The 26,765-nt window shown below is 28.6% G+C and carries 21 protein-coding genes; 16 read left to right on the forward strand and 5 right to left on the reverse strand.

Annotation, left to right across the window (positions count from 1 at the left end):
- The first annotated feature begins 347 nt into the window (after positions 1–347).
- Complete coding sequence (locus QEJ31_RS11710; RefSeq protein ID WP_280590344.1) at positions 348–6,326, forward strand: TcdA/TcdB pore-forming domain-containing protein; 5,979 nt, start codon at positions 348–350, stop codon at positions 6,324–6,326.
- Positions 6,327–6,335: 9 nt separating this feature from the next.
- Here QEJ31_RS11710 and QEJ31_RS11715 read toward each other — a convergent pair whose 3' ends face one another.
- Together QEJ31_RS11715 and lipA are read right to left on the reverse strand one after the other, a co-directional pair.
- Positions 6,336–6,716, reverse strand: coding sequence for a hypothetical protein (locus tag QEJ31_RS11715; RefSeq protein WP_280590346.1), 381 nt, complete (start codon positions 6,714–6,716; stop codon positions 6,336–6,338).
- Between the two features lie 35 nt (positions 6,717–6,751).
- Complete coding sequence (gene lipA / locus QEJ31_RS11720; RefSeq protein ID WP_280590348.1) at positions 6,752–7,747, reverse strand: lipoyl synthase; 996 nt, start codon at positions 7,745–7,747, stop codon at positions 6,752–6,754.
- A gap of 106 nt (positions 7,748–7,853) precedes the next feature.
- On the opposite strand from lipA, the gene QEJ31_RS11725 reads away from it, so the two are divergent.
- The 15 genes from QEJ31_RS11725 to QEJ31_RS11795 all read left to right on the forward strand — a co-directional run bounded on the left by QEJ31_RS11725 (position 7,854) and on the right by QEJ31_RS11795 (position 23,138).
- The gene (locus QEJ31_RS11725) at positions 7,854–8,951 is read left to right on the forward strand and encodes a phosphate uptake regulator PhoU (RefSeq protein WP_280590349.1); all 1,098 of its coding nucleotides are present in this window, start codon (positions 7,854–7,856) and stop codon (positions 8,949–8,951) included.
- 183 nt (positions 8,952–9,134) lie between these two features.
- A complete protein-coding gene (locus QEJ31_RS11730) occupies positions 9,135–11,339 on the forward strand; it encodes a hypothetical protein (RefSeq protein ID WP_280590350.1) in 2,205 nt (734 codons plus the stop codon).
- Positions 11,340–11,368: 29 nt separating this feature from the next.
- Entirely contained in the window at positions 11,369–12,463 is a 1,095-nt protein-coding gene (locus QEJ31_RS11735) for a sigma 54-interacting transcriptional regulator (protein ID WP_280590351.1), read from the forward strand.
- Positions 12,460–12,888, forward strand: coding sequence for a flagellar basal body rod protein FlgB (gene flgB / locus QEJ31_RS11740; protein ID WP_280590352.1), 429 nt, complete (start codon positions 12,460–12,462; stop codon positions 12,886–12,888). Before QEJ31_RS11735 ends, flgB begins: the two co-directional genes overlap by 4 nt.
- Positions 12,889–12,918: 30 nt before the next feature.
- Positions 12,919–13,356, forward strand: a complete 438-nt coding sequence (gene flgC / locus QEJ31_RS11745; protein WP_158996996.1) for a flagellar basal body rod protein FlgC — start codon at positions 12,919–12,921, stop codon at positions 13,354–13,356.
- A gap of 17 nt (positions 13,357–13,373) precedes the next feature.
- A complete protein-coding gene (gene fliE / locus QEJ31_RS11750) occupies positions 13,374–13,706 on the forward strand; it encodes a flagellar hook-basal body complex protein FliE (RefSeq protein ID WP_280590356.1) in 333 nt (110 codons plus the stop codon).
- A gap of 30 nt (positions 13,707–13,736) precedes the next feature.
- Complete coding sequence (gene fliF / locus QEJ31_RS11755) at positions 13,737–15,344, forward strand: flagellar basal-body MS-ring/collar protein FliF (protein ID WP_280590358.1); 1,608 nt, start codon at positions 13,737–13,739, stop codon at positions 15,342–15,344.
- A gap of 605 nt (positions 15,345–15,949) precedes the next feature.
- Positions 15,950–16,456 carry a type VI secretion system contractile sheath small subunit gene (gene tssB, locus QEJ31_RS11760; protein WP_280590360.1) on the forward strand — a complete coding sequence of 169 codons (507 nt, stop codon included), beginning with the start codon at positions 15,950–15,952 and terminating at the stop codon, positions 16,454–16,456.
- 30 nt (positions 16,457–16,486) lie between these two features.
- Complete coding sequence (tssC, locus tag QEJ31_RS11765) at positions 16,487–17,971, forward strand: type VI secretion system contractile sheath large subunit (protein ID WP_280590362.1); 1,485 nt, start codon at positions 16,487–16,489, stop codon at positions 17,969–17,971.
- 35 nt (positions 17,972–18,006) lie between these two features.
- Positions 18,007–18,561, forward strand: coding sequence for a hypothetical protein (locus QEJ31_RS11770; protein ID WP_280590364.1), 555 nt, complete (start codon positions 18,007–18,009; stop codon positions 18,559–18,561).
- A gap of 76 nt (positions 18,562–18,637) precedes the next feature.
- Positions 18,638–19,042: a type VI secretion system baseplate subunit TssE gene (tssE, locus tag QEJ31_RS11775; protein WP_158997002.1), complete on the forward strand. Its 405-nt coding sequence runs from the start codon at positions 18,638–18,640 to the stop codon at positions 19,040–19,042.
- A complete protein-coding gene (locus QEJ31_RS11780) occupies positions 19,035–20,798 on the forward strand; it encodes a type VI secretion system baseplate subunit TssF (protein WP_280590366.1) in 1,764 nt (587 codons plus the stop codon). Before tssE ends, QEJ31_RS11780 begins: the two co-directional genes overlap by 8 nt.
- A complete protein-coding gene (locus QEJ31_RS11785; RefSeq protein ID WP_280590368.1) occupies positions 20,795–21,553 on the forward strand; it encodes a hypothetical protein in 759 nt (252 codons plus the stop codon). The genes QEJ31_RS11780 and QEJ31_RS11785 overlap by 4 nt, the downstream gene beginning before the upstream one ends.
- A 2-nt stretch (positions 21,554–21,555) precedes the next feature.
- Complete coding sequence (locus tag QEJ31_RS11790; RefSeq protein ID WP_280590369.1) at positions 21,556–22,665, forward strand: type VI secretion system ImpA family N-terminal domain-containing protein; 1,110 nt, start codon at positions 21,556–21,558, stop codon at positions 22,663–22,665.
- A gap of 26 nt (positions 22,666–22,691) precedes the next feature.
- Positions 22,692–23,138 (forward strand): hypothetical protein, encoded by a 447-nt coding sequence (locus QEJ31_RS11795; protein ID WP_280590370.1) that lies wholly within the window; start codon positions 22,692–22,694, stop codon positions 23,136–23,138.
- A 110-nt stretch (positions 23,139–23,248) separates the two neighbouring features.
- Here the strand turns inward: QEJ31_RS11795 and QEJ31_RS11800 are convergent, their stop codons facing one another.
- The 3 genes from QEJ31_RS11800 to QEJ31_RS11810 form a co-directional block, all read right to left on the reverse strand.
- Positions 23,249–24,004: a transporter substrate-binding domain-containing protein gene (locus tag QEJ31_RS11800; RefSeq protein WP_280590372.1), complete on the reverse strand. Its 756-nt coding sequence runs from the start codon at positions 24,002–24,004 to the stop codon at positions 23,249–23,251.
- A gap of 27 nt (positions 24,005–24,031) precedes the next feature.
- Positions 24,032–24,526: a cache domain-containing protein gene (locus tag QEJ31_RS11805; RefSeq protein WP_280590374.1), complete on the reverse strand. Its 495-nt coding sequence runs from the start codon at positions 24,524–24,526 to the stop codon at positions 24,032–24,034.
- Between the two features lie 237 nt (positions 24,527–24,763).
- Positions 24,764–26,740 (reverse strand): contractile injection system protein, VgrG/Pvc8 family, encoded by a 1,977-nt coding sequence (locus QEJ31_RS11810; protein ID WP_280590376.1) that lies wholly within the window; start codon positions 26,738–26,740, stop codon positions 24,764–24,766.
- Between the last annotated feature and the right edge of the window lie 25 nt (positions 26,741–26,765).

The following is a 26,765-nucleotide window of genomic DNA, read 5'->3' on the forward strand; positions in this document are numbered from 1 at the left end:
GTTTTGTATATTAAACATGAAATTGTTTCTTTAGTAAATATTTTTTCTTAATATTTTTGAATATTTTAATGTTTAAATCATGGGTTAAGTGAATTTAACCATTTATTTGAAGAAACAAAGTTACTACAAAATATCTTGCGAAGAGTTTAGTTTCGATTTTCTGACTAGAAAGTGGATTATTTTACCATTCCCAAAAAAAATTGCTCAAAGTTTTAGCGAAACTATTTGATATTGGAATGATTGATTTCTAAAAAATTTAAGATATAGATGCATTCTTTGCGTATTTGTTTATTTATTGAAATTTAGTAAACAGTATTTATTTATAAAAATATTTTATAAGGAATTGTATGAAATTTAGTATTTTAATTATTTTTTTAAAATTCGTTTCTTTTTCTTCTGTTTTTGTAATTATATCCTGCAAAAATAAAGAAGTAAAATTTGCGGAGATTGACAGCAAAAATCATATCCAATTAAATTATTCAAAATGGAGTGAATTAGATTTTTATTCTGAAGAATATTTAAATGAGTTAAAAAATGTATTAAAAAAAGAACGAACAATATCAGCAAATGTTTTAAATCAGATTAATTTCTTAAAATCTTTAAAAAACTCAACTAATGTAGAAAGAAAGTATCTCGCATTAATAGATTTCATAAAAACTCTTCCTAAGCCATACTTAAATACTCCTTACAAACTAAAGTATGAAGAATTAATACAGCTCATGCAAAATTATTATGAAAAAATTTCCAAACCTGTGCCTCGAATAATTCATTTTATTTGGCTTGGCGGTCCTCTTGGTGATGCACAAAAAAATTACATTAAAATTTGGGCTAAACTAAATTCAAGCCATCAAATTCATATCTGGTATGATTCAAATCATCTGTATGCCTACAATACAAAGAAGCATATGAAAGAATTTGCAAGCTTAAGTCTTTACCACTATCGAAATGAGAAAAACTATGAAACATTACTAGCAGAAAAAATAATTGAAGAGCAAAATAAATTATTTGAGTATTTTAAAAAGGAAGTTAATTCTGATTCTGCTAGAGTAAAATATTTACATGAAAATATAAAAAGTACAATAAATTTTGAAGAAGAATTTAAATTAAATTCTTTAAAAATGAATGATGATATTAAAAATATTGAAAATGAAATAAAAAATATTAAGTTTAAAAATATTAATGATAATTTAGAAAATTGGAAATTAAAAGAATTTTATATTCATGAATTAAATTTAAGGAGCAACTATGCAGGAGCTGCTGATATAGTGCGAGCAAAAATTTTAAATGATTATGGAGGAATACATATAGATGCTGATTTGCTTCCAGCCTCTTATATTTTTAATAGTTTTATAGAAAAGAATACTGAATTAAAATCATCATTTGCATTGCCTCTAAAGTTAATAAGTTTAGTATTTTTAGAAAAGCTGTTTAAAGTAAATAAAAATTTGAATTTAAGTGAAACTGTAACTTCAATTTACACTTCGAAATTTCGTGATAATATGTTAAAAATTCAGAATAATCAGACTTTAGATGCAAATTTTAAGGAAAAATTTAAAAATTTAGAAGCAATTATTGATGATTTAGTTTATGAAAATAAATTTAAAGAAGTAACTAATATTTTCAGTAATTTAAATGATATCTATGTTAGAGAGGGGGAATTTAAAATAGTTTATGGAAATAATTCATTTATTGCAAGTCATCCAACTAAAAATCCCAATGACTGGATGTTTAAAATTAATGAAAAAATTTACAATAATTATCTTGAAGTTAGTAGTATTAAAGAAAATAATCCAAAATTATCACTACCATTTAAAAAAATTGAATACTTAACTAATGAAAATGTATCTAAATATAGATATGATAGCTTGATCTTTAATAGTAGTGCTACAGTAGTCATTTCAGGTCCAATGGTATATCATCAGATTTTGCAAAAAGAATCAAAGTTTAATAGCATAAATAGTTTTGAATATTTTAACGATAAATTTAGTTACTATACTCCTGAATCTGAAATATCAAGTTGGTATAAAAATAGCACTGAAAATGTGAAATTAGGAAATGGGATTATCTTACAAATTGGGGATGATGAAAATACAAAAACTGCTGCTGATAATTACTTTAAAAAATACGCTGAAAAAAATATTTTTTTTCAATTAATTAACGACAATTTAATAATTGAAAATAATCAATTTAAAGCAACAGGAAAGTTTGATTTATATCCAGAAGAAAATTTAACGTTTAGTATTATAGGACATTCTGAAAAATTAAGTGATAATTCAATGTCTTTAGGCGGATTAAATGCTGATTTTATTGCTGAAAAAATAGGGCAAAATTTTTCTGGACTAAAAAAAATAGATTATCTAAATATCATAACCTGTAATCCTGAATTTAAAAATCAAGATACATCAATTATTGAAAGTTTTACCAAAAAATTAATGGATGCAATTAACGCAAAAGGTATTATTGTTAATTTAGCAAGTTTTAGAGCCACGCAAATTAGAATTGATCAACAAGGTGAAAAATTTTATTTCCATGAGAATAAATTTACTGCACATAGAAATAATGATAAGATTTATATTCTAAGAAATAGTATTGATAATTACTTAACAATCAAAGCAGAATATCATGAAACAGATTTTACTGAAAACTATAGAACTGCTGCAAGAAATTACTTCGAAAATATTCCAATGCATTTTAGGACAATTTCTGAGCAAGGCGCATCAGGTCCTCTTGGTGATTTATCTATATATCTTGATAATTTACAGCAAAAAATTTCAAATTATAATGACTATCATTCATTGGCAATAAAAATTTCAGAAATTACAAAAGAAATTAGAAATAAAAAAAATTTAAGTGAAAAGTATGCTCCATTTTTTTCTACAATAGATGAAAAAAATAAGTCAATTAGTTTTACAAATGTTGAAACAGGTCATTTTTCCAAAGACATTATACTTAAAGATGATGAGTTTAAAGTTTTTAAAGAAACATGGAATTTACTGCAAAATGAAATGAAATCATTAGATGGGATAAAAATAAAAACAAATAACGACGGAGTGATCAATTATCTAAATGAAGGAGAAGGTTTAGGAATGACTCCTTTATTTATGGCTCAAACTCTTTATAGTATTTTCAAAACTGAAACATTAAAAACCGAGAATGCATTAAGCAAAATTTTTCAATTTCAAGCTTACTTATTTTACTCACAATTAAGTTTAGATATTTTAAGTAAAATTGATCAACTTGAATTCATTATAAAGCAACTTATTCAATCAAAAGCTTTTCAAGAAGAAAAAAACTTTGTTTCTAATATTGATCATTTACTCGGAAAATTACAAATTTCTAGGTACTTAGGAGTTGGGTTTAGCTTTGCAAATGTGGCATTAGATGCATTTGAATTAGCCTATGTGGATAATAATAAAAAATCTATATTTGCAACTCAATTAGCTTTTGATTCAGTAAATGCTTTTTCAACTTTAGCAAACATTTCAATCGGGGAAGGAATAGCATCAAGTGTTTTAGGATATTTGAGTACCCCCTTAGCCGGTTTATCTATTGGATTTACTGGTTTTGCAACGGCTTCAATAAATGCACAAGAAGAAGCAATTTCAATAGCCAAATATTTTAATGAATATGCCAAAGATCATTCTAGGATTGGAATTATGGATGTTTGTGGAGAGAAAAATAAAAATACTATCTCATTAATGCACAGCTTATTTATACAAAATAGTGATAAAGAGTGTAAAGGAATGCTAAATTCTGCAGTTATAACGACAATTGATTTACAAACAGAAAATAAACTAAAATTAACTTATGGTTCTCATTCTGTGTCGAAAACTAAAAATTGGGATGCGGGTGTCTTTCATAATTATTTTTCAAATTTTCAAGGAAGCTCAAAATTTCCCGAGTCTAATAAAAATGAATTTTTTAATTTAAGAGAATCTATTTCACAAAATATGCATAAGGAATTTGACATAACAGGAAAAGATAATATAATTTTACCTTTTTTAGTAGAGAAAAATATATCTTATAGTTACTCATATACTCCAGGTATTATGTCAAGAAATAATGATAGTTTAACAACGGTAGATATTCTTGCAAGTGCTAGAAAAAATGAATTTATATTCAGATATTTTGTAGATTTATTTGAATATGGAATGCGTAATCTCTTTTTTGAAACTAAAAATATAAATATAAATGTACTTCTTGGTAAAAAATCAAGAAATCTGATATTTCCTGAAATACCTCTTCAATATTTAGATAAGTTATCTTATACATTGAAGGGAAGTGAAGGAAAATATTCTCTTTTAATTAACGACAATTTGAGTATTAATATTATAGCTAAAGATAAAGATAAATGGATTTTCAATTTGCAAGATAAAAATATTCAACTTAAATTTATTTCTAAAGGAGTTTTCTTTGGTGGAAGAAATTTGAAAATTTATTTTACTGGAAACTTACCAAAAGAAATTGTAATTAATGAAGAGAAAAAATCTTATAAGTTAGAACCTGCAAATGGAAAAATTTTAGAAATATTAGAACTTGATTTTAATGAATTTAAAAAATATGGCATCAATGAAAAATTATTCAATACAATATATCTGTCTGGAAGTCATAACTCCTTTATTAAAATAAATAAATATGTTGAAAATAATGTAAATAAAATTGCCTGGTATGATGTTAAAAATTCTGAAATATTATCACCTTATCTTGAAAATGAAGAAAATTTTAATTTCTTTAATTTAAAATTTATGGGAAGAAATAAAGAAAAAATATATTATTTTGACCTTGATACAAGAATAATATTTGAACAAAATATTTTAGTAAAAAATAAAGTTAACACTAAACCTTTGGCAAGGGTAATGAAAAATACTGAGCCATTTTTTGATTTAGAAAATGGCTTAATTTATTATAAAATGAATTTAGAAAGAAGTTTACCAGCATCAGCTCAAGAATGGGAATTTCTTGTCGCAAGGAATTCCGATGAAAGAACATTAATTGAAGTTAATATCAATGCTGAAAATATTAAACCAGAAGATATAGAATCAATATTAAAAAATCAAATAGCGTTTAATATAAATCAAGCTGTAAAGTTTACTTTTAAAAGTAATTTCATTCTTGGTTGGTACATTAAAAAGAATAAAGATATTAATTTTAATAAATTTATTAAATTAAAAAATACCAAGATAAATAATCTCAATTATGTTGGATATTATAAAAATAGTAAAAATGAAATTTTCCATTTGTTTAGTAAGAAAGATAAAGAAAATAAGATATTTCTATTTAGATACGATGAAAAAAGATCTATCTTTGAGAAAATTATCCTTCCAGTAATTAATTTTGAAAAACAAAATATTATTTCTTTATCAGTTTTAAATAATATTCCTATTATTATGTCAAGTAGTAGATTTCTGTATCACTTTAATCAGCAAGGGGAGCTTGTGCTAAGTGGGATAAATTTTTCTTTTCCCAGCGACAAAACTGACAATCTTGAATTTAAAATAAAATCAATATTAAAAAGTCATATCAAACATGAACCTGTTATTACTTTAGTTGATTCCATTGGGAATTTAGCATGGTATCATTTTTCAAATGATTTATTTCTTTTATTTGATAGTAATAAAAAATATTTGGGGAATAATAAAAATGGAGTATATTTTTTTAAAGAAGTTGGGAGCAATAAAATTTATGTAAAAAATTTAAAATCAGGAAATTTAAAGAATTATAAACTTGAGCAATTCGGAGAAAGAATATCTTTTAAGTCAAATTCAAGTGAAGAAGATTTTATTCTTGCTAAAAATCTTAAAGATACTATCTATTTTTCCACTCCTATAAATTTTTCAAAAGAGAGTGTTTCTTTAGGTGATAAGGAACTCCAGGAATTAAATTACTTTAAACCTTTATATAAAGAAAGGTCACTTGTTGAAAGTAATTTAGCTGCAAGTTATTATTCAGGTATTTTAAGACAAAATTCAAAATTAACTTCCCAAGTAAAATTAGATGAAAAATATCCTAAAGAATCTTTTCCTAGAAGAAGTATTATGTTTGTAAATGAAGGTTGGTATAATTCAGCTATTGAAATTGAAATTCAAGACATAAAAGGTAAAAAATCATTATTCCATAGTTGGTGGGGGTCACGAAGTAAATTTACAATAACACCACAAATACCTATAAATACAAGTGATATCAAAATCTCAATTCAATCATATCTTTTTGGTTGGGATGATCCTTTTTTTGTCGGTTACTATAAACTTTCAGATTTACCTTTGTGTTTAAACACAAGTGGAACTATTTTTAACCAAAAAGCTTCTGTAAATAGTTGCAATCATTAAATATGAATTTTATTTACTACATTCGTTTTTTATTAATAAATATGTATTATTTGTTTTAGTTATAGAATTTTTCAATAAGATTTCGCTGAAAGTTTTATCATCTACTATATCTAAATTTAATTCATTCTTTATATTTTCAGTATATTTAGAGGATATAAATTGGATAAGGTTACTTAAAGAAGTAATTTGAGTAATTGATCCATTTTGTTGAATTTCTAAATAACAAGCTTTTGATTCATAAGGTTTTTTTATACTAAAAAACGAGTGTTGTTCAAAGTAACAATTTTCAGTAATTTTAGCTGTTTCACTTATTTCATCAAATCCATATACATTTTGGTTTAAAAATAAAGGAAAAAATATCACATATATTTTGGGAAAAATTTTTTTCATAAGATATCTCAAAAAAAGAGAAAATAATTGCTTTATCAATTTTCAGGAAACAATTCAGATGCTTTATAGGAACTTCTAACTAAGGGACCTGCCGCAACAGCTTTGAATCCCATTTTTTTCGCTAGGGTAGACCAAAAATTAAATTCATCAGGATGAACAAAGCGTTTAACAGTTAAGTGCTTTGGTGTAGGTTGTAAATATTGTCCAATAGTGATGATTTCAACACCAATTTGTCTAAGATCAAACAAAGCTTCTTCAACTTCAGGAAAAGTTTCTCCCAGTCCTAGCATGATAGCGCTTTTTGTAAACATTCCTTTTGGGCCTATTTTTAGAGCCATTTCTAAAACATTAAGACTCTGTTGATATTTTGCGCGAGCATCACGGACTCTAGGACTTAATCTTCGTACTGTTTCAATATTGTGAGCAAAAACATCTAACCCACGCCCAGCATGCACTACTTTACTTATGCTTTCTTCCTTACCATTAAAGTCCCCAGCGAGTATTTCAACTTTTGTCCTTGGGTTTTGTTTTTGAATTTCTTCAATTGTTTTTTTTATATGGTTTGCACCGCCATCAGGTAAGTCGTCCCTGTCAACCATGGTAATTACTGCATAATTTAAATTCATAGTTTTAATGCTATCAGCAACTTTAAAAGGCTCTTCGGAATCTAGCAGTCCCTCAGGATTTCCTGTTTTTATATGGCAAAAACGGCAACCTCTGGTACAAACGTCTCCCATTATCATGAAAGTAGCGGTTCCTGTATTCCAACAAGAAGATATATTTGGACAACGCGCTTCTTCGCAAACTGTATAAAGTTTTTTTTCGCGTAAACTATTTTTAATAGTATATAGTGTTTCACCACCAGTCAGCCCTACTTTTAGCCATGATGGTTTTAATGGTCTACCCGTTTTAGGATGGTATACGGGCTCTACTGCAAGAGAGGCAAGTTTGGCAAAAACTTCTTCCCTATTTTCAATCAGAGAAGAGTAATTTTGATTGAGATTTTGGATAGTTAAATTTTCGACTTGCATGTTTGTCCTCCCATAATCACTTTTCAACGAGTTGTTCGTGGAGATCACAAATAATTCCCTAACAGTGCTTTAGAAAATATGCAAATTATAAGAGGTAAACTCGAGCATGTCACGAATTTCTAGTCTTGAAGTGCAACTCAGCAATGTTAAAACTTTATTACGCACAATGTGTGATGCGGTGAATGCTGGTATTCACACATTGATGCAGCATTTTGAACATCCTAATCCCAACAAACTTATTAAAATTGTTGTGTTAGATTCTGAGATTGACAATCTAGAGAGAGCTATTGATACCCTAATATTGCAAATTCTCGCAACACAACAACCATTGGGATATGAATTACGCTTGGCTTATGCATGCGCAAAAATTGCCCACCATGTCGAACGAATAGGTGATGCGGTTGAAAGTCTTGCGCGTCAATTAGTAAATGGAGATATTCCAGATGAAAAGGAAATTTTTCTGGAAATGCTTAGTAATGCAAAAGATCTCTTTCAGAGATCCTATTCTGCAATGTTTGAAGGAGATTTAACTTTAATACATGAAATTCATGTTTTAGATGACAAGGTTGATTTCAAACAACGAGAACTTTATAGAATTGCAAAAACAATTTTAAAGAAAAATACAAAAGATAATATAGATAAAGCTTTAAGAATTATCAGTATGAGTTCAAAAATAGAAAAAATTGCAGATCTTTGTTGTAACTGGGCAGAACAAATAGATTTAGCTGAAAATGGTGTGATGCGTAGAAAAATTCATAAACAAAAATATAGACTTATTTTTATGGACAATGTGGGTGGATTACAAGCTAGTATTGCTGCTTCTATTCTTTATCAAAACGTGAAAGAAATTGTTGATTTGTCTGTTGTAGCGAGTCAACCTATGAAAAATAATAATATTTTAAATTTTTCAAATGTTTTAGCTGAATTTGAAATTACGCCTCAGATTTTTCCGATTGCGCGCATTACCTCAATGAATTGGAATAAAGCTTTAATGTTGATAATATTGGGAAATTTTGAATTACCGAAAGAGGAGCTAGAAATTGTTCCCTTCAAAACGGTGCAAATTATTTGGCCAGAGATAAATTTTTTTCCTGATGATTTAGAAAATGATGGAAAAAAATTTAAAGAATTTGTTACTCTACTGCAAGAAAGAACAAATCAATTAGTGCAAATAATAGCTAGGACACAAACACAAAACGAATAATAGATAAAATGACATAAGGAATTTTTTTTCTAAAAAAATATCTAATAAATACAGTTATTAAGTATTTGACACGTCAAAATTGCTCTTTCTGACAAATTTCAGACTGCTATCAGTAAACATTAATCATATAAGCTACAAGAAATGGCACTAATTTACCAACAATTTAATTAGGGGAAATTTTTTTTGAAGAGACAATTTTTCACAAATTCAATTACTGCAGTTCTTTCAATAGCTGTAAGTCTTTGCCATAATGCAATTTCTTATGCACAAAATAGTAAATTGAAAAAGGAAAGTGAAAAAAAAGTAACTAATGTTGGAGAAGATAGCTATAGATTAGTGTTTGAGTTAAATGATCCAAGAAGATATGCAACGCGATATGATAAATTAACAAGAACCTTACAAATTAAAATAATTCCAGCAAGAGCGAATGAATTTAATTCTACGGCTTTTTACGACACTCGATTTGTAAAAAGAATATTAATTAAAGAAGAAAAATCTGAAGTAATAATTAGTATTCAATTAAAAAATATGCCAATAGGTTGGGTGATTGCAACACAAAATAAACCTTGGAGAATTTTAATTGATTTTTGGCGAACTGAACTCGAAGAAAAAGACTTAGAAGCTGATTGGAATTGGCAACCAGACTTTATAGAAGGATTAAGTAAAGAAATAGCTCAAGAATTAATGCTTCCTAAAGTTGAAAATAAAGAAACAATTAACAGTAAACCATCTATATCAAGCACAGTGGCTGTTTCAGCTGAAGAAAAAAAAGATTTAAAAATTGAAAAAAACAGTAGTGAAAATCCACCTATACCAAATTTACCAATGAAGAATAAATATGGATTTCCTGAGATTTATGGCAGATTAGAGAAATTTATTCCAATGACTGCTACAAAATCAGGTCAATTGCAAATGCAAATGGGGGCTGCTTTTGGCACTAGAGATGAAATTGATATTGGAAAAAAACTAGCAGAAGAATTTTATAAAAGTGGTAATGAAGAACAATCTTTATCTATATTTAGAAGATTAGCGGCGCTTTCTGAAAAAAGTATAAAATCAGATGCTCGATTACTATGGTATGCAGGTGAATCTGCTTATTTAACTAAAAATTTTAGCATCGCAAATGATTATCTAAGATCAATAATATTAAATTATCCTGGGAGTTATTATTCAAGCTTGGCAAAATTACGAATTATAGATATTGATGAGTTAACAAACTCTAAGGAAAAAGGATTTGGAGTTACCCGTTATCAAAATGCTCAAATCTATTCAGAAATGGCTATTACGGAAAACTCTCCCTCCATTGTTAAGTATGCTGCTACTTTAAGAGTTTTAAATGGAGTTGTAGATAAAAATCCTTCAGCGGCAAAAACATACCAGCAAAATCTCGACGCATGTGTAACAGATAACAGTGTTCCATTTGATTTGATGAAAAATTGTGCATATGATCGAACTAGAGCTTTAATTGAAATAGAGCCTATCAATTCTTCTGATGCGGCAGTACAACAATTTAAAAAATTGTCTGCTGGCGATAAAAGAAGTGTTGAGTTAGAGAAAATTGTATTTAATAGAGTAAAAGAACTTTTAAAGAAAACAGCTCAAACGAAACAATGGGAAGACTGGATAGCTTTTGAAAGAAAGGCAAGGCCTTCCTTACTAGAATTCACTTTTGCCGATGGCGAAGCTCTTTTTACAAGAGCAGAAGCATTTGAAGCTGTAGGTGAAAATCTAAAGTCAGCGCAACTTTATACAGCGTTTTGGCAAGCATCTAATGATCAAAAAAAGAAAAATGAAGCGGCAGCTATTGCAGCTCGCCTTTTGTATCGAAGTAATAAACCCGTAGAAGCAGATGATTTATTACGGCGAATAGAGCTTGATACAAAAAGAAAAACTGAAGGTCTAACAGATCGTTCAGTAACTGCGCTCAGAGAATTATCTGTTGCGCCATACCGTAACAAAATAGCGTTACGTTTACTTTTAGATGAGATGAAACTTGGTCGTTACGTTGAACGAGATCTCCCCACTCTGTCCGAATGGGCCCAAAGACTTCGCGGAACAGCGGATGCTGAACCTTTGTATGCAAAGATATTAGCTTACCCTGCAAAGTCTATGGATGAAACTCAGACAGTTGAAACGTCAATCATGCAATATGCAGAAGATTTACGAGAGGCAGGAAGATTCGCCAACGCAGGAGATATGTTCCTTGCAGTCGCAAATTTAGCACAGGGAACACATCGAGCGGAAGCTGCATATAAAGCAGGAGTTGTATATGCACGAGTTGGGCTTTTTGAAAAAGCTAAAACAGCATGGTTACTTGCTGCCAACGATACTAATGACAAGCGTTTCTCTTCGTTAGCAAGCGAAAGACTAGATCGCTTGAGTAAGTAAACAGTTAAGTATCTTGTGGAGGTTTGTTTATGAGTGAAGTGCGTCCTGTGGGATTGTTTGACTTAGATTCCCCAAATTACGGAACACATCAAGGTAACAATGCTTTAGAAGGGCGTAGTATTCATCCAAATACAGTTCCTTCAGAAGCAGATAATAGAATTTCTGAAGAAGAAATGCTTCGCCACTATCCAACGAGAGATGAAAAGGTATTTAAATTGCTCGAGGTTGCAAGAACGATTGCTCCTACCAAAGTTCCTATTTTAATTACTGGTGAAAGTGGAACAGGAAAAGAAACTTTTGCTAAAGCAATTCATATAGCTGGTGGAAGAGAAAGAGGTCGTTTTATTGTTGCAAATAGCTCAAACATTCCTGCAAATTTCTTTGAAATGGAACTTTTCACAACCCAAAGAAATCCGCATGACTATAATCAAGGCGCTATTAATAGGCCAATTGAAACTTGTTCTCTTATGTTGGATGAAGTAACAGAATTAGACTCAGCTATGCAACTAAAACTTCTTCGGATTTTAAAAGAACAAGATATAAATAAAGGAGCAATTAGAAGAGGAACTGCTGCAGATGCAAGAATTATTGCTTGCAGTCATAAAAATATTCAAGATGAAGTAAATGCTCAAAGATTTAGAAATGATTTGTTTTTTAAACTACATGTAATTCATTTAGAAATTCCATCATTAAGACAAAGATTAGTAGATATAGATTTTTATTCTGAAATATTCTTAAGGGAATTTAACATTCAATTTTCTAAAAATGTTCAATTATCACCAACGGCTAAACAAGCATTAAGAACTTACACCTGGCCAGGAAATACAAGAGAACTAAGAAATGTTATTCAACGCTCAGTTTTATTATCTACAAGAGATTATATTGGAGTTGAAGAACTGCATTTAATGCGCGCAAATAGCCGTACAGAAGTAGCAATGGGGGAGCCATTACCACAAGTTACTTTAATGGAGCTTGAACAAAGACTTATTTTACAAACTTTAAGAAGAATGAATGGAAATAGAACACATACAGCAAAAGCGCTTGGTATTTCTTTAAGAGCATTGCGTTATAAACTTAATGAATTAGTTGAATGTGGGTATGAAGTAGAGGGGAAAAATGTATGAGTACCGTAATTGGGAACCAAATATTTGGTAAACCCGATGCTGTTCTTGAAGAAAGTTTAAACCAAAGATTAAAAAGACAAACGGTAAGTGTTGCTAATATTACAAATTCTCTTACTCCAGGTTATAGAGCGCTTGGGTTTGATTTTGAAAAACAACTCCAAGCAGCAATTGGATCAGACAAAGATTTAATAATGAAAGTAAGTGATTCAAGGCATATAAAAGCACCTGGGATGGGAGCGGATGGGGTTTTAAAGCCTGACATGTATGTAAAACCCACTGAAAGTATTGGAAATGATGGAAATACTGTAGATGTTGATCAGGAAATGACTGAAGTTGCAGGCAATCAAATTATTTATAAAGCAACTATTGAAACGTTAAATAGAAAATTAGGAATGTTACGTTATGCAATAAATGGCGGTAAGTAGCAAGTAACTAGTTTTAGTGGAGAATAGTTTATGAGTTTTATAGAAGGTCTAAAAATAAGTGCTTCTGGATTATCAGCGGAAAGAATTAGAATGAATGTTATTTCTTCTAATTTAGCCAATGCAAATACATCTAGAACAGAAGAAGGTGGACCATATAAAAGAAAAGATGTTTTATTCACAGCAAGAAATTCAGGTTTAAGTTTTGATAATTTAATGCGGTTAGCTTTTGATCCAAATTTGAAAGAGGTCAAAGTAGATGGAATAACTGAGGATAGAAGAGCGCCAAGATTAGTTTTTAATCCAAATCATCCAGATGCAAATGAAAATGGTTATGTAGCAATGCCAAATATTTCTATTATGGAAGAAATGGTAAATATGATTACTAGTAATCGTTCATTTGAAAGTAATACTCAAGCAATAAATGCTACAAAATCAATGGCAACTACTGCAATAAGTATTGGTAGATAAAATAAAAGGTAACAAAAATGGTAAAGCAAATTTCAGCAAGTGATCTAGAATATTTAAGAATGAAACAAAATTTAATTCGCACTGTACCTGCACAAAGTGGCGGAGGAACTCCTCCCGTTAATCCTGGTAAAACAGAATTCCAAGATCTGGTTGAAAAAGGAATTAAAGAAGTAAATACAGCCTCAAGAGAAGCAGAAAAGGCAAGTATGGATTTAGCGTCTGGTCGTTCCAGTAATATTCATGAAACAATGTTGTCTGTTACCAAGGCTGAATTAGGTTTCGATATGCTTGTACAAATGCGGAATAAAGTAATTGAAGCGTATCAAGAAGTGATGCGGATGCAGGTTTAGACTTCATTTAGAAACTATAGGTGAGTAAGAATGCTAGAAAAATATAAACAATTCTTATCGCAGTTTTTCATCCAAAGTAAAGCATTTTATGCTGGATTAACTAAAGGTAGAAAAATTGCTATAGGAATTGGTTTATTTACTATATTTTTTATTCTAGCAATTTTTATTTTTTGGAAACCTACAGTTCGGTATGAACCAGCATACGCAAATCTTTCAAATGAAGATAAAACTGCAATTTTAGCACATCTAAAAAAATCAGGATACAAAGAATATAAATTAGAGGGTGATACAATTTCATTTCCTGAAGATAAAATTCAGGAAATAAAAATGTCTTTAGCTCAAGAAGGACTTCCAAATACGGGAATTGGTGTTGGTTGGGAAAAGTTTGATGATAGATCTTTTGGTATGTCTGATTTTGAGCAAAGAGTTAATAAATTAAGAGCGTTACAAGGAGAGTTATCTAGAACTATTGGTAAATTAGAACCCGTAGCCAACAGTCGGGTTCATATTGTCATTCCTGACAATGCTATTTTTGCAGAAGATAAGAAATCTCCCACTGCAAGTATTTATTTAAAATTAAAGCCAGGAAAAACTCTAAGCCAAAGGCAAATTCAAGGTATAATTCATTTAACTGCAAGAGCTGTTGAAGGGTTAGATCCGAAAGGAGTTACGATAGTTGATCAAGATGGGAACTTATTGACCCAACCAGAAGAGCAGGATGGTGGTATAGATAAAATTACATCTGCTCAACGTGAATATCAAAGAAAAGTTGAAAGAGAATTAGAGCAAAAAATTCGTGAAATTTTGGCTAGAGCAGTTGGTCATGATAAAGTTGTTTCGAAAGTTGATGCTTCAATAGAATATAAGAAAGTAGAAACCACGATTTCAGATGTGGATCCTGAACGGACAGCGGTTATTGCTTCGCAAAGAAATGAGCAGTCTTCTCAAGGAAATGGCCTTAATCCAACAGGTGTTCCCGGGGCAAAAAGCAATCTCCCTGGTGAGCGTGAAGACATTGGAATTGCTGGTGGTCTCACAAATAGTACTAAATCAAGCACTGAAAATTTAAATTTCGAAGTGAAAAAGACTTTAAGTAAAATAGTTGAGCCTATTGGAACTATTACAAAATTAAGTGCTTCAATACTAGTTGATGGAAAGATGGTTGATGGAAAATACGTCCCAAGAACTCCTGAAGAAATGGCTATGGTAACAAAGCTTGTGAAAAATGCGATTGGGTTTAAAGAGGGAAGAGATACAATTACTGTCGAATCAACTCAATTTGAATTAGATGAGTTTGCTCTTGCGGAAAAGGCTTCACTTTCTGCGCGTCAAACAGCTCTTATTCAAACAGCTATTCTAGGTGCAGTTGCTATAGCTGCAATGTTCTTTATCTATTATGCACTAGTTCGTCCTTATTTTAGATGGCTTACCTATGATCCTGAAAAAAGAAGTAAAGAACAGCTTGCTTTGGTTGATTATGAATTAGAAAGAACTGGTGCTGGTGCCAGAAGAGTTAAATTAAAAGAAGATGTGCCATTTGATAAACTTTCACCAAAAGAACAAATTTTATATCTGGCTAAAAATGATCCACAAAAGACGACTGAAGCTATTCGACAGCTTTTAAATCCAAATCATTAATAAAAATAGATTACCAAAAAACTTGATTTTATATTATTTAAGAGGTATATCAGTTATATCTTGAATATCTAACGATTTGTAAAAATTTAATGCAGTTATTATTGAGTTTAATAAAGTAACTTTTTTTTGTTGAAAATAAATTAACAGTGCCTTTAAAATATGCTATTTTATTTAATAAAATATATTGATTTTTAAATGAAAATATTTTATTAAATAAAGATACAATCTTTTTCTTAATTAAATACCATCTTTTTATCCTCTATTTTTGCAAAACTTTGCTAATAAATATATATCTAACAAATGGTATTCCTCTTTAAAAAGAGGAATATAGTCTAAAAAAAAATTGATTCATTTTATATCTTCGCCATAAATTTATAAGATTTAGTTACATAATAATCTTATCATAATATAGGAAACTTTACTTAAAAAAGATTATTAATGTAATACTTACATAATACTATTTTGCGCAAATCGTAATCAATAAAAGTGTATTGTATCCAAGTCGACGCTGGCATGAAAATTGCTAAGTGATAATTAGAAGCTGTTGATTAAGTTTTTGCAGCTTTTAAAACAGCCATTTTTCACTCGAAAGTAAAGGAAAAGAGATGTCAAAAGGTACACAACAAAAATTATCAGTTTATAAACCACCACGCGTACAAATTACTTATGATTTAGAAGTGAATGGTTCTCCTAAGGAACAGGATATTCCTTTTGTCGTTGGTGTAATGGCTAATTTATCTGGTCACTTGCATGAAAAAACTAAAAAAATTAAGAATGAAAAATTTTTAGAAATAAATAAAGAAAATTTTAATTCTGTCGTTCAATCAATTTCACCTAAGCTAAAATTAAAGGTCGCAAATAAAATTAAAAATGATGGTTCCTTTTCTCAAATAGAATTAAATTTTAATTCTATTGATGAATTTAATCCAGGTAAAATAGCTAATAAAGTTGATGCACTAAAAGAATTACTAGAAATTAGAAAAAAATTAATTGAATTGCAAACTAATGTTGAGTGCAATGAAAAATTAGAAGAAACATTAGTTCACTTTGTAAAAACTCCTGAAGCTTTAAAACTACTTGCAAGTTCTGAAGAACAAACATCAGCTCAATAAGTTTTCGCTTAAAAGGAAAGGATATCATTTATGAGTAATACAGAATTTGCTACAGAAACAAAATCTTTTTTTGATTTAGAAAATGGTCAGTCTTCAGTAATTGAACAGTTGCTAAACAAGTCTGACTTAAATAAAAATGATCAACAAATTACTAATGCAAAAGATATGCTTACAGTTTTTGCAAAAGAAGTTGTTAATGAGAAAATGGAATATAAAAAGACAATTTCTCATATGATTAGCCAAAGAATTGCAGATATTGACGCTATTTTAAGTGAGCAAATTAATGAGATTATTCATAATCCGCAATTTCAAAAATTAGAGGCTTCTTGGAAAGGTGTGCAAAATTTAGTTAAATTTGCTGAGCCTGATGATAAGTTAAAAATTAGAGTTTTAGACGTAACCAAAGAAGACATCTTAGCTGATGCAGATGCTGCACCTCAGTTTGATGAAAGTGGCTTGTTCAAACTCGTATACGAACAAGAATACGGTACTTTTGGTGGTTCACCCTACGGACTTTTAGTGGGTGACTATACGTTTGGAAAAGGAATTGAAGATATCGAGTGTTTAAAAGCAGTATCGAGTGTTGCTGCGGCTGCACATGCTCCTTTTATCGATGCTGCAAGTCATGAATTATTTAATATTAACGCATTTGATGAAATTGATAAACCAAAACACTTAGGGAAGCTATTCAATACAGCAGAATACGGTTCTTGGAATCAGTTTAGATCCTTAGAAGATTCTAAATACGTTACTTTAACTCTTCCAAGAGTCATTATGCGTGAACCTTATGGTGGTAAAAATGGTATTCCAGTTAAGGAATTTCATTTCGAAGAAAATCTTGATGGCACTGAACATGAAAAATATTTATGGGGAAATCCTTCCTTCTCCTTAGCAGAAAGAATGGTTGCTTCATATAGAGAATTTGGATGGTTTTCTAATATTCGTGGATCTGAAAATGGTGGGACAGTATCAAGTCTTCCATATCATTCTTTTATAGATAATGAAGGTAACAATACTTTTAAAATGCCTGTAGAAACTATCATTACTGATAGACGGGAAAAAGAATTAGATGATTTAGGATTTTTAACTTTAGTTTACAAAAAAGGCACAGACTCTGCTACTTTCTTCGGATCAAAAACAATCCATAAGTTAACAGAGTATGACAATGATTTAGCAAATGCAAATGCACAACTTTCAGTTCAGTTACCTTATGTTATGGCTGTATCCCGTTTTGCTCATTATTTAAAAGTGATCATGCGCGATAAAATTGGTTCTTTTGCAACACAAGGAGAAATTGATGCGTATTTAAATAGATGGATATCTCGTTATGTTACTTCTGATGATAATGCAAGTACTTATATCAAAAGTATTTACCCATTAAGAGAAGCAAGAGTTGATGTCGTTTCTGTCCCTGGAAAGGTAGGAGCTTATAAGGCTGTTATGTACTTGAAACCCCATTTTTATTTAAATGAATTAACAGTTTCTTTACGCCTTGTAACAGAACTTCCTCAATAATAATTGGTTATTTTTACTCACTAGGAGAATAGATTATGTCTAGTTCAGATTATGTATTAATTTTTATCCCTGGATTCAATGGTGGTTTTAACGCTCATAAAGAAGGTGAAAAAGGGATTTATTGTGCACAAACTACTTTACCAAAGCTAGAAGCGTATGGTGATAAATACGTTCTAAAAGGTCGTTTACTATTTGAAGTAAATGATAGCGCTTCTTCACCAGATTTCTTTGATAAATTGGCTGAATATGAAATTCGCGCACATGACGTTAAAACCGTGAAAATTTATTCTGTCAGTACTAAAGACGATGGTAAAACAAAAACTTTAGTTAAATTAAGTGACATGACTTTATATAACTATCAAATGAAAACTGAAGTTCAAAAAATGGCAGGCGTTGCTATTATTGAATTTATTGTTCCAGATACTGTAAATAAAGAAGAAGTTCCTGGTATTAAATATACAACTTCTTATAAAGAAAGTGAAAAATCTACAGTTGCTGGTCCAGTAATTATGATCAACTCAAGAAACAATACTGTTGAACAAGCAGCACATAAAACTTGGGATGATAAAGCTGTTGATGGTATTAAATAATAATACTTCTCATTAAGAAGATAACTATCTAATGAGAAGGAGCATTCTTTCTCATTAGATTTTTTAGGTAAGAATTATGGAAAATTTACATAAGCTTTTTTATTCACAAGCAAGTAAAAAAGATTTTTTTTTTCCTATTGTAAGAAATATTAGTAATATTTTAAATACTAGAAGTTCTTTGCCATTAGGTGATTTCCTAGATACTGATATAGCTAGTATGAGTGTTGTAAATTATGGTTTACCAAGTTTCACCCATCTTTCAATGACATCAGAACGAGATATTGAGATCCTTTGTTTAACAGTAGCTAAATCTATAGTAGCTTTTGAACATCGTTTATCAAATGTGAATGTATCTTTTACTAGCTATGATCCTCTCAAAAAAGAGGCAAAAATTGCTTTAAGTGCTGTTTATGTAGATGAAGAATTGGTTTTAAATTTACTACTAAAAATTGCGCTTTGGGAGTTTATTGTCCATGTATAGCAAAACAAGTAACCAAGAATTTTTACGGCATTATATTAATATAATTGATGAATTAAGAGAAAATGGAAAAGTTTTTTCTAAACAAAATCCAGATTTGGCACCTTATCTTGATCTTTCATATCGAAAAAGTAATGATCCAGAAACTGAAAGACTAATAGAGTCTTTTGCTTATATGTTTGCACAAATAGAACATAAATCAGTATTAGCGTTAAATGATTATGCCATAAATTTTATTGAAAAATTATTTCCTGAATTGATCTCTCCTGTTTCCGCTTTAACAGTATTAAAATTAACCCCAGAGCTCAACGCATTTAAAAATACAAATCAAGTATTGCTACCAAAAAATACAAAATTTAGTGCATTTAATCAAGAAAAATTTGAATGTCAGTTTTCCTCAACGCAAGAAATGCCTTTATTTCCATTTAGAATAGAATCAACAAGTGTTGTTAATTTTAATCAATATCAAAAATTTAGTTCTCCGCATACAAAGGCTTTTTCAATTGATTTTCAATTAAAAAAGCCGCTGCTTGAAGAAAAAAATAAATCCATTTCTATTCCTATTTATATTGATTCTGATTTTTATTCTTCAATTTTTATTTATGATGCTTTATTTTCTAGTAAACAAAATTTTTTACTCTATATTGATGATAATCCCACTCCAATTTCATTAGCCAGGAATTTGATATCACCTTATATAAAGTTTGAAAGTCAAGATAAAAAAAATAATATGTTATATCCTTTTTTTGACTATCTTAATTACTTTCAAAAGTATTTATTTTTAAATTTAAATATAAAATTAAATTTTAGTGCTAATTCTAAAATGAAAGTTGTTATTCCTTTTTCTTATGAGTTACCTTCACTAACTAAGTTGGGAAATCAATTTCTTAATGTAAATTGTGTACCTGTAGCAAATTTTTTCGAAACAAAACTTGAGCCTATAAAATGTCAAAAAGATAAAGACGAATATCAAGTTAGACCTATGGGAAATTTTGATAATCAAACAGAACTTTTATCCGTTCAAACAATAATTACTTATGATGCAAAAACAGGTGACTCATTTACTTTAAAAAATTTCCATAATGATAAAAATGAAAATTCACAAATTTCAAACCCTTTAGGGTTTGAAAATATTTTATGGTCTGTAAGAAGATCCTTTGATAATTCTACACAAGATAATGGTTCTTTATTTATAAGAATTATGAGCGATATAAAAGATCTAAACTTTGGCAGATGGCCTGATTATCTTTTTCCTGAAGGCATTTGCACGAATGGGATAATGGCAACATCAATAAAACCATACACAGAATTTAAATGTCGATCTCGAGAGATAAAAATAAAAAATTCAGTTTCACTTTTTTGGCCGAAATATTCAAGAAGACCTTTAAAGCACTTTGGAAATATAGAAGTTTTAAAATTGTTATATAAATTAGATCAAGAGCTTATGTCTAAAAATATGTTAAATGTGTTTGAATTTGAAAAAATTGCTGAGTATATGACAAGCTTAGGTAATCCTATCAGATCATTAATTAAGCAGTTTTTAGCAAAATCAGTAAATATCGTACAAGAAGAATCTGTTTCTCAACAGCTATGGAAAAAACAGGTTTATTACATTCCAGGTATAACTTACAAAATAATATTTAATAAAAAAGATAATCTTCCACAAGGTACTTACTTTATATTAAATTTTATGAATAGTTATTTTGAGTACATCCGTGATTTTAATTTTTTTATTCATTTTGAAGTAGAACAAGTATGAATCTTTTGCAAAGTATTTCTAAACAACTTTCTTATTCTGAAAAAGAACTAATTTCTCAATATTTAAGACAAGTTCTTGAGTATAATGGGATTGAGTTTGATGAAAAATTATTTTTCTCTTCAACTTCAATTTTTAATATAAAAATGAATGATGGGAATCTTCTTAAGCAAAAGTTTCCTCTTAAAATACTTATACCAGATTTTATTTTAGAAAATTTTTCGCATCACTCTAGAGATCAAAAAAATATTATAATAAATTTTATAAAAATATTTATTAAAGAAATTTTATATTTAAATTATTATGTAGAATTAAACAAAAAAAATCTTATTTATAATTATTCTATAAAAAATGATGAGAAGCAATTAAAGTTTTGTAGTCGAAGAGATGTGGTTATTTTTCTTAGAAGATATTTTATTTCTGAACCTCAATTTATTGAGGGATGCCCTAAAAAAATAAAAAATAATAAGCAGTTTAAATTAGGAGAAGATCGAATTTCCGCAAGATTAATTAATAAGTCTCCTACTTTGGGTGGGTATTTTTATTCTTTTGTAAATAAGTTTGCTGTTTCAATTGAAGTTTTTGATTTTGAGCTTAATGCATTAGAAAAATTACTGTCTCAGCTTCAATTAACAAAATATATTTTTATTTCTTCCGGAAAAAATCAAGTTGTAAATAGATCTCGCTTGATTAAACTGTTATTTGAAAATAATAAATGCGTACATGTCTATACATTACCTAAATTATTGGAGTTATGAAAATGAATTTTGTCGAAAAAGATAAACAACTTGAATTAGCAAATTTAGATAAATTAATGGCTCCAATTTCTTCTGCTTTGCCTTGTGGAGAATATTTAAAAAGAAATTCTGCTCTTATTCAAATAAAAGAATTAAGAACTAAATTAATTCAAGAAAACGATGAAAATCAAGGAATCTGGGTAAAAAAACAAACAGGTTCATCGAATTGGGGTGAAATAGTAACATTATCTTTAGATTTATTACTTAATCAAACAAAAGATTTAAATTTAGTAACCTATTTATTAGAAGCTCAATTTAAAATTGAAGGATTTGTTGGTTTAGCGAAAATTCTTTCATTATTTGTTCAATATTGTAATGTTTATTGGGATGACATTAATCCGCCAATTCAAGATCAAAATTTTGAATTGAGGGCTGCTTCTTTTAAAGCATTAAGAAATATCACATTGCTTGGAATAAAAAGTTATTCATTTCAAATACAAAATGAACAAAATCTAGAAAATATTACTTGGTCTTGGTTTGAATCTCAGTTAAGTGTTGGAAAAAATGAAGGAATTCAAGCAAAAAATAAGATTATTCAAATTTTTCAGCAAAAGTCAGATACCGAAGTAAAATTAATAAATATGGCTTTAGAAAGTATTTTAAAAAATATTGAGATACTTGAAAATGAGTTTATTCCCTTATTAGTTCTTGATGAAGATGATCATGTTACTTTTGAGGACTTGAGCAATTTAATTCAAGAAATTTATAGTATTCTTAATCCAATATATTTAGAAAGACTAAATTCTTTTGAAAATAAAAATGAGAAAAAATCTTCTAGTATAATTCAAGAAGTAAATGAAATTAATACAATTAATGGAGAGTTTGGAATGACTTTTTTGAATTCAAATTCTGTAAACACCATTCAAGAAGCTTATAATGCAATTGAAAAAGCTAATGAGTTTTTATTAAAAAATGATCCTCACTCCCCTTCTCCTTATTTGATTAGAAGAGCCTTAGAATGGCGGAAAAAAAGTCTTTATAGTGTTTTGCTAGAATTATTTAGTTCAACAACAAAACCGCAAGAAATTTTTTCACTACTTGGGTTATCGCATTTAGATAAATCAAAAAAATAAACTAAATTGATACTTCTGGAGAAAATATGTCTGAAATAGAAGAAATGCTAAATCACTATGAACCTTATAAATCAACAAACGGGATGATCATACTAGATTTGTTAGAACATAAAAAAATGTCGATGGAAGATTTATATTCCGTTTTAGGGACAACGAGTATAGCTATGGAATTTATTCTTGGAAAAAGACTATTATCCCATAAACAAATTGAAAAATTGGCAGAAATTTTTGGAATTTTACCAGAAATTTTTTCTTTAGATGAACAAGGTTTTTCAGGTTCTAGTAGTCCATCATATTCTGAAAATCAGCAAAATAATTTTCAACATTCCTCTAATGAAGAAAATTCATCTTTTCAATCAGAATTTGGTGAGTCAAATAATCAATTTGATATAAATAAATATAATGAAGAGTTCAACGAAGCAGATGAATTTAAACCACCAGCTTTTCAAGCGAAACCATTTTGGGAGGATTAAAAATAAATAAGCTTTTTTTATGAAAGCATTAATTTAACAAATAAAGACTTTTGATAGATATTTAATTACAGCAAAAAAATTGTAACACAGATTAACCTTCATATTTTTTGCTAATAATTTAGCATAATGTATTGAAAAATAAAATTATCTTTATCAATTTTTGCTAAACCAGAATTAAATATATTCAAATATTTTTTCCCATCATTCGATTTATTAAAACATATGTATAGATTTCGATTTATTGAATTTTTTGTTTCAAAAACAAATTGATTTTTAAATTCAGGATTGATTGAGATTAAATACTCAAATATATTTTTTTCAATAACTGCTAAATCAATTCTTGCATGCAATAATTTTGTTAAATTTGTAGTATCATTATTTGATTCTTCAAGTGAAATAGTTTTACTTTCAATAAGGCTATTAAATTCTTTAGAAAAAAATCTGTCTCGAACATTTCCGATTGTTTTTCCAGATAAATCTGCTAATTTAGACCAATTCCATTTATTTTTCGCTAATTTTGCAAAACCCATAGTACTTTTTCCAAGAGGAAATGATTTTTGGAAATCATTTAGTTCGCAATCATATGTTGGAAAGTAGCCTAAATATACTTCTTTTTTTGTTTCTATTGGGGCTCTTGCTGAAGGTAAAAAAATAATTTCTATTTTTATTTTTTCTTTTTTGTAAGCTTCTTTAATTAAAGCACCTAAAAGCCCTGAATCTGGCAGTTCTTCTAAAGTATATGGAGACCAGGTAGAAGTAGCTAATTTTACCGTAGGTTCTGATGAATAAGCTTTTTTTATTAAGAAGCTAAATATTAATAAACTGAAAAGCCATAATTTGAATGCTAGGTATATTAAAAATTTCATAGTATTCCCTATTATGCAAAAAAGAAATTACTTTTTTATTTCTTCAGTCTTATAAATACCAGAACCTAACCACCAAGTTTCATCAACCTTTAAACAGTAACCTAGTTTTTTTTCTACTTTTTTTGAAGCAGGATTAAACCAACTATATTCAACCCAATGATCTTGAGAGTTTAATGATTTTATTAATTTTCGTATTGGATAATTTCCTGAAGGATCTTTTAAATCAAGTAAATTAATACCAACTAGTTTGGGTTTATCACCATGTGCAATAACTTTACCATTATAGTCGTAAGCATAAATATAAAGTTCTTTGTGACTTCCTTTAATGAAATTTCCATTAGGATTCATAAATTCTTTTAAAGCTATATCTTTACCATTTTCTTTTGCAAACTTTACTGCATTTTTTACAAATTCTTCCACATCAATTCTAGTAAATGTACTTTGGCTTTTTGCTGATTCAAAAAATGTTAAATTGAAAATTGCGACCCAAAAAATTATTAAAAATATATTTTTATTTTTCACAAATATTTCCTTTAAGGTGTGTATAATTTTCTAAAAATTAAAGGTTATTAATAAGCATTAACTACTTCTATTTAATAGTAAATTTTAGCTATTTTAAAGTTAATTTTTGCAACAAAATTTTGACAAGTAGAAATTTTTAAAAACTATAAATTTAAATTAATAATATTAAAAAAAGCTATAAAACTGCTTTAAATTTGGAAATATTTTTTCAGTAAAAAGTTCTACTAGCAATAGTAATTAAGAAATAGAGATCTCATTAATTTCAGCACCACCAGAAGCTTTTACTTTAGCTACATTAGATGTTGTTTCTAAATTTTTACTAGCTTTAATAGTCGTATTCTCAGTAGCTTCAATCACCGTGTTTTTAGTAGATTTTGTTTGCAAATTTTCAGTAGCTTCAATCATCGTGTTTTTGGTAGATTTCGTTTGTAAATTTTCAGTAGCTTCAATCACAGTATTTTTTGTTGATTTTGATTCTATATTTTCAGTAGTATTTAACTTAATATTTTTAGAGTTTTTCTCGATTAAACCTTCTTTAGTTAATATAATTTCAGCACTATTTTTAGCTTCATCTCCTTTTTTTTCTGAATCATCAATGAAAGTAAATTTAAGATTCTTTTCAAGAGTAGAATCTAAACCGATACCTCTAAAAATTAAGCCATTTGGGTCTTCGCTTGTTGTTAACTTAGGCGGTATTTGTACTGAATTGTAAAAATATCTAATGATTACAGGGCGTTCTATATCGTTATCAAGAAAGCCTAGTAGAACTTCATCACCTGGTTGGGGATTAAAAATTGCGCCAGAGTTTTTTGAAGCCCAAAATTGACTCATTCTGGCTAATACATACATAGATTTTTCAGATCCACTCGATGAATTATCTGCTTTAGCGATTTTGGGCCAGTCTAATACAACTCCAACATATTGGACAGACTCTTCGATTTCACTAATTAGCTCTTCTGGTTTTTCTCCAAAAATAATGCCAGTTGTAAGTGAAGGTGTTTTTAAACTCGCAATTTGGGGCGCATAATCAGCAATAAATTTTTCTGTAAGAGGATAAGCTATAACATTAACGGAATAATTATAAACAGAAGTTTTTTTACCGTCAGCAAGATGTGGTTCTTTAATAAAGTTGTGTGTCAGTTTAGCAACAATATATTTATCAAGCTTTAGCGGAGAATTTTTATCTGCATTTGATTTATAAACAAATTCTATAATTTCTCCAACAGAGAGAAAATTTAGATGATGCAAAAATGAAACTTTATTATTCAAGGTGTTTTTTCGATTAAGTTCATTTTTAGTATAGGATGTAGAAATAGTATCTGTAAGTAATTTATCAGATTTTCCATGATACGCCTTAGTATGTAAGGTATTGATATGATCCTGTTCTATTTTAGTATTTGCAGTGAATATATTTTTTATATTTCTAGGATCTATATATTGGGTATTTATTTGTTGAGTACCATCAATTAATGAATGTTTATAGCCAAAAAAGTTGTTAATAAATGTATTTATATTTTTATTTAAAATAGAATGGCTTAATTGAATTTTAACTGGTATCGCTTTTTCAATTTCAAAAACTTTATTTTCTAAGTCATCAGTTATTATTAATTTAGCACCTTCTTCAGACTGAGTATGAATAAAATTTAAATGTTCTTCATGCATTAGTCTACAAATAAATTGATAATCAGTTTCCCCATACTGAACTATATTTTTTCTAGTTAATATATCACTAGGTTTAGTTAAGATAAAATCAAATTTTAATTCTTGCTTAGTATAAGTATTTAAGACATCAGAAATTACATTTTTAGCTGTAGTTTTATTCCAGCTCCGATAAGCATTATTCTGAGTTGTTAAGAAGATCGGAGGAACAATTTTTAATTCAAGTAAAAAGTCTTCAGATGTAAAAGCAACAAAAGTAGCTTCCTTAATAATGCCATTTAAGAATTTTACTTTTTCATTTTTTTCATCAGATAGTTTATTGTAGACAATTTTTATTTGGATTTTTTTATTTAAAATATCAGTCTTTAAATTTTCCTCTTTAAAATTTTTATAAGGAAATTTAATTACTAATTTTAAGTTATATATTTCTGATATCGAATCTTCATCAAGTTCAAATGATTCTACAATTCTATTGTTTTCAGGAATTTTAGAATCAAAAAAAATTGCTGAATTTTTCGTTATGCTTACTTCACTAATGGATGAAAAAATAGTCATGGTTTCAACTCTTTCCTTAGCGATT

Source organism: Pigmentibacter sp. JX0631 (assembly GCF_029873255.1).
In the GTDB taxonomy this organism is placed as follows: Bacteria; Bdellovibrionota_B; Oligoflexia; order Silvanigrellales; family Silvanigrellaceae; genus Silvanigrella.

Excerpts from the sequence above, each read along its gene's own strand:
- QEJ31_RS11770 (WP_280590364.1), top strand. The coding sequence starts at position 18,007 with ATGTCTAGTTCAGATTATGTATTAATTTTTATCCCTGGATTCAATGGT.
- tssE (WP_158997002.1), top strand. The coding sequence starts at position 18,638 with ATGGAAAATTTACATAAGCTTTTTTATTCACAAGCAAGTAAAAAAGAT.
- fliF (WP_280590358.1), top strand. The coding sequence starts at position 13,737 with ATGCTAGAAAAATATAAACAATTCTTATCGCAGTTTTTCATCCAAAGT.
- tssC (WP_280590362.1), top strand. The coding sequence starts at position 16,487 with ATGAGTAATACAGAATTTGCTACAGAAACAAAATCTTTTTTTGATTTA.
- flgB (WP_280590352.1), top strand. The coding sequence starts at position 12,460 with ATGAGTACCGTAATTGGGAACCAAATATTTGGTAAACCCGATGCTGTT.
- QEJ31_RS11790 (WP_280590369.1), top strand. The coding sequence starts at position 21,556 with ATGAATTTTGTCGAAAAAGATAAACAACTTGAATTAGCAAATTTAGAT.
- QEJ31_RS11810 (WP_280590376.1), bottom strand. The coding sequence starts at position 26,740 with ATGACTATTTTTTCATCCATTAGTGAAGTAAGCATAACGAAAAATTCA.
- QEJ31_RS11785 (WP_280590368.1), top strand. The coding sequence starts at position 20,795 with ATGAATCTTTTGCAAAGTATTTCTAAACAACTTTCTTATTCTGAAAAA.
- QEJ31_RS11715 (WP_280590346.1), bottom strand. The coding sequence starts at position 6,716 with ATGAAAAAAATTTTTCCCAAAATATATGTGATATTTTTTCCTTTATTT.
- flgC (WP_158996996.1), top strand. The coding sequence starts at position 12,919 with ATGAGTTTTATAGAAGGTCTAAAAATAAGTGCTTCTGGATTATCAGCG.
- QEJ31_RS11800 (WP_280590372.1), bottom strand. The coding sequence starts at position 24,004 with ATGAAATTTTTAATATACCTAGCATTCAAATTATGGCTTTTCAGTTTA.
- QEJ31_RS11795 (WP_280590370.1), top strand. The coding sequence starts at position 22,692 with ATGTCTGAAATAGAAGAAATGCTAAATCACTATGAACCTTATAAATCA.
- QEJ31_RS11725 (WP_280590349.1), top strand. The coding sequence starts at position 7,854 with ATGTCACGAATTTCTAGTCTTGAAGTGCAACTCAGCAATGTTAAAACT.
- QEJ31_RS11710 (WP_280590344.1), top strand. The coding sequence starts at position 348 with ATGAAATTTAGTATTTTAATTATTTTTTTAAAATTCGTTTCTTTTTCT.
- QEJ31_RS11735 (WP_280590351.1), top strand. The coding sequence starts at position 11,369 with ATGAGTGAAGTGCGTCCTGTGGGATTGTTTGACTTAGATTCCCCAAAT.
- fliE (WP_280590356.1), top strand. The coding sequence starts at position 13,374 with ATGGTAAAGCAAATTTCAGCAAGTGATCTAGAATATTTAAGAATGAAA.
- lipA (WP_280590348.1), bottom strand. The coding sequence starts at position 7,747 with ATGCAAGTCGAAAATTTAACTATCCAAAATCTCAATCAAAATTACTCT.
- tssB (WP_280590360.1), top strand. The coding sequence starts at position 15,950 with ATGTCAAAAGGTACACAACAAAAATTATCAGTTTATAAACCACCACGC.
- QEJ31_RS11780 (WP_280590366.1), top strand. The coding sequence starts at position 19,035 with ATGTATAGCAAAACAAGTAACCAAGAATTTTTACGGCATTATATTAAT.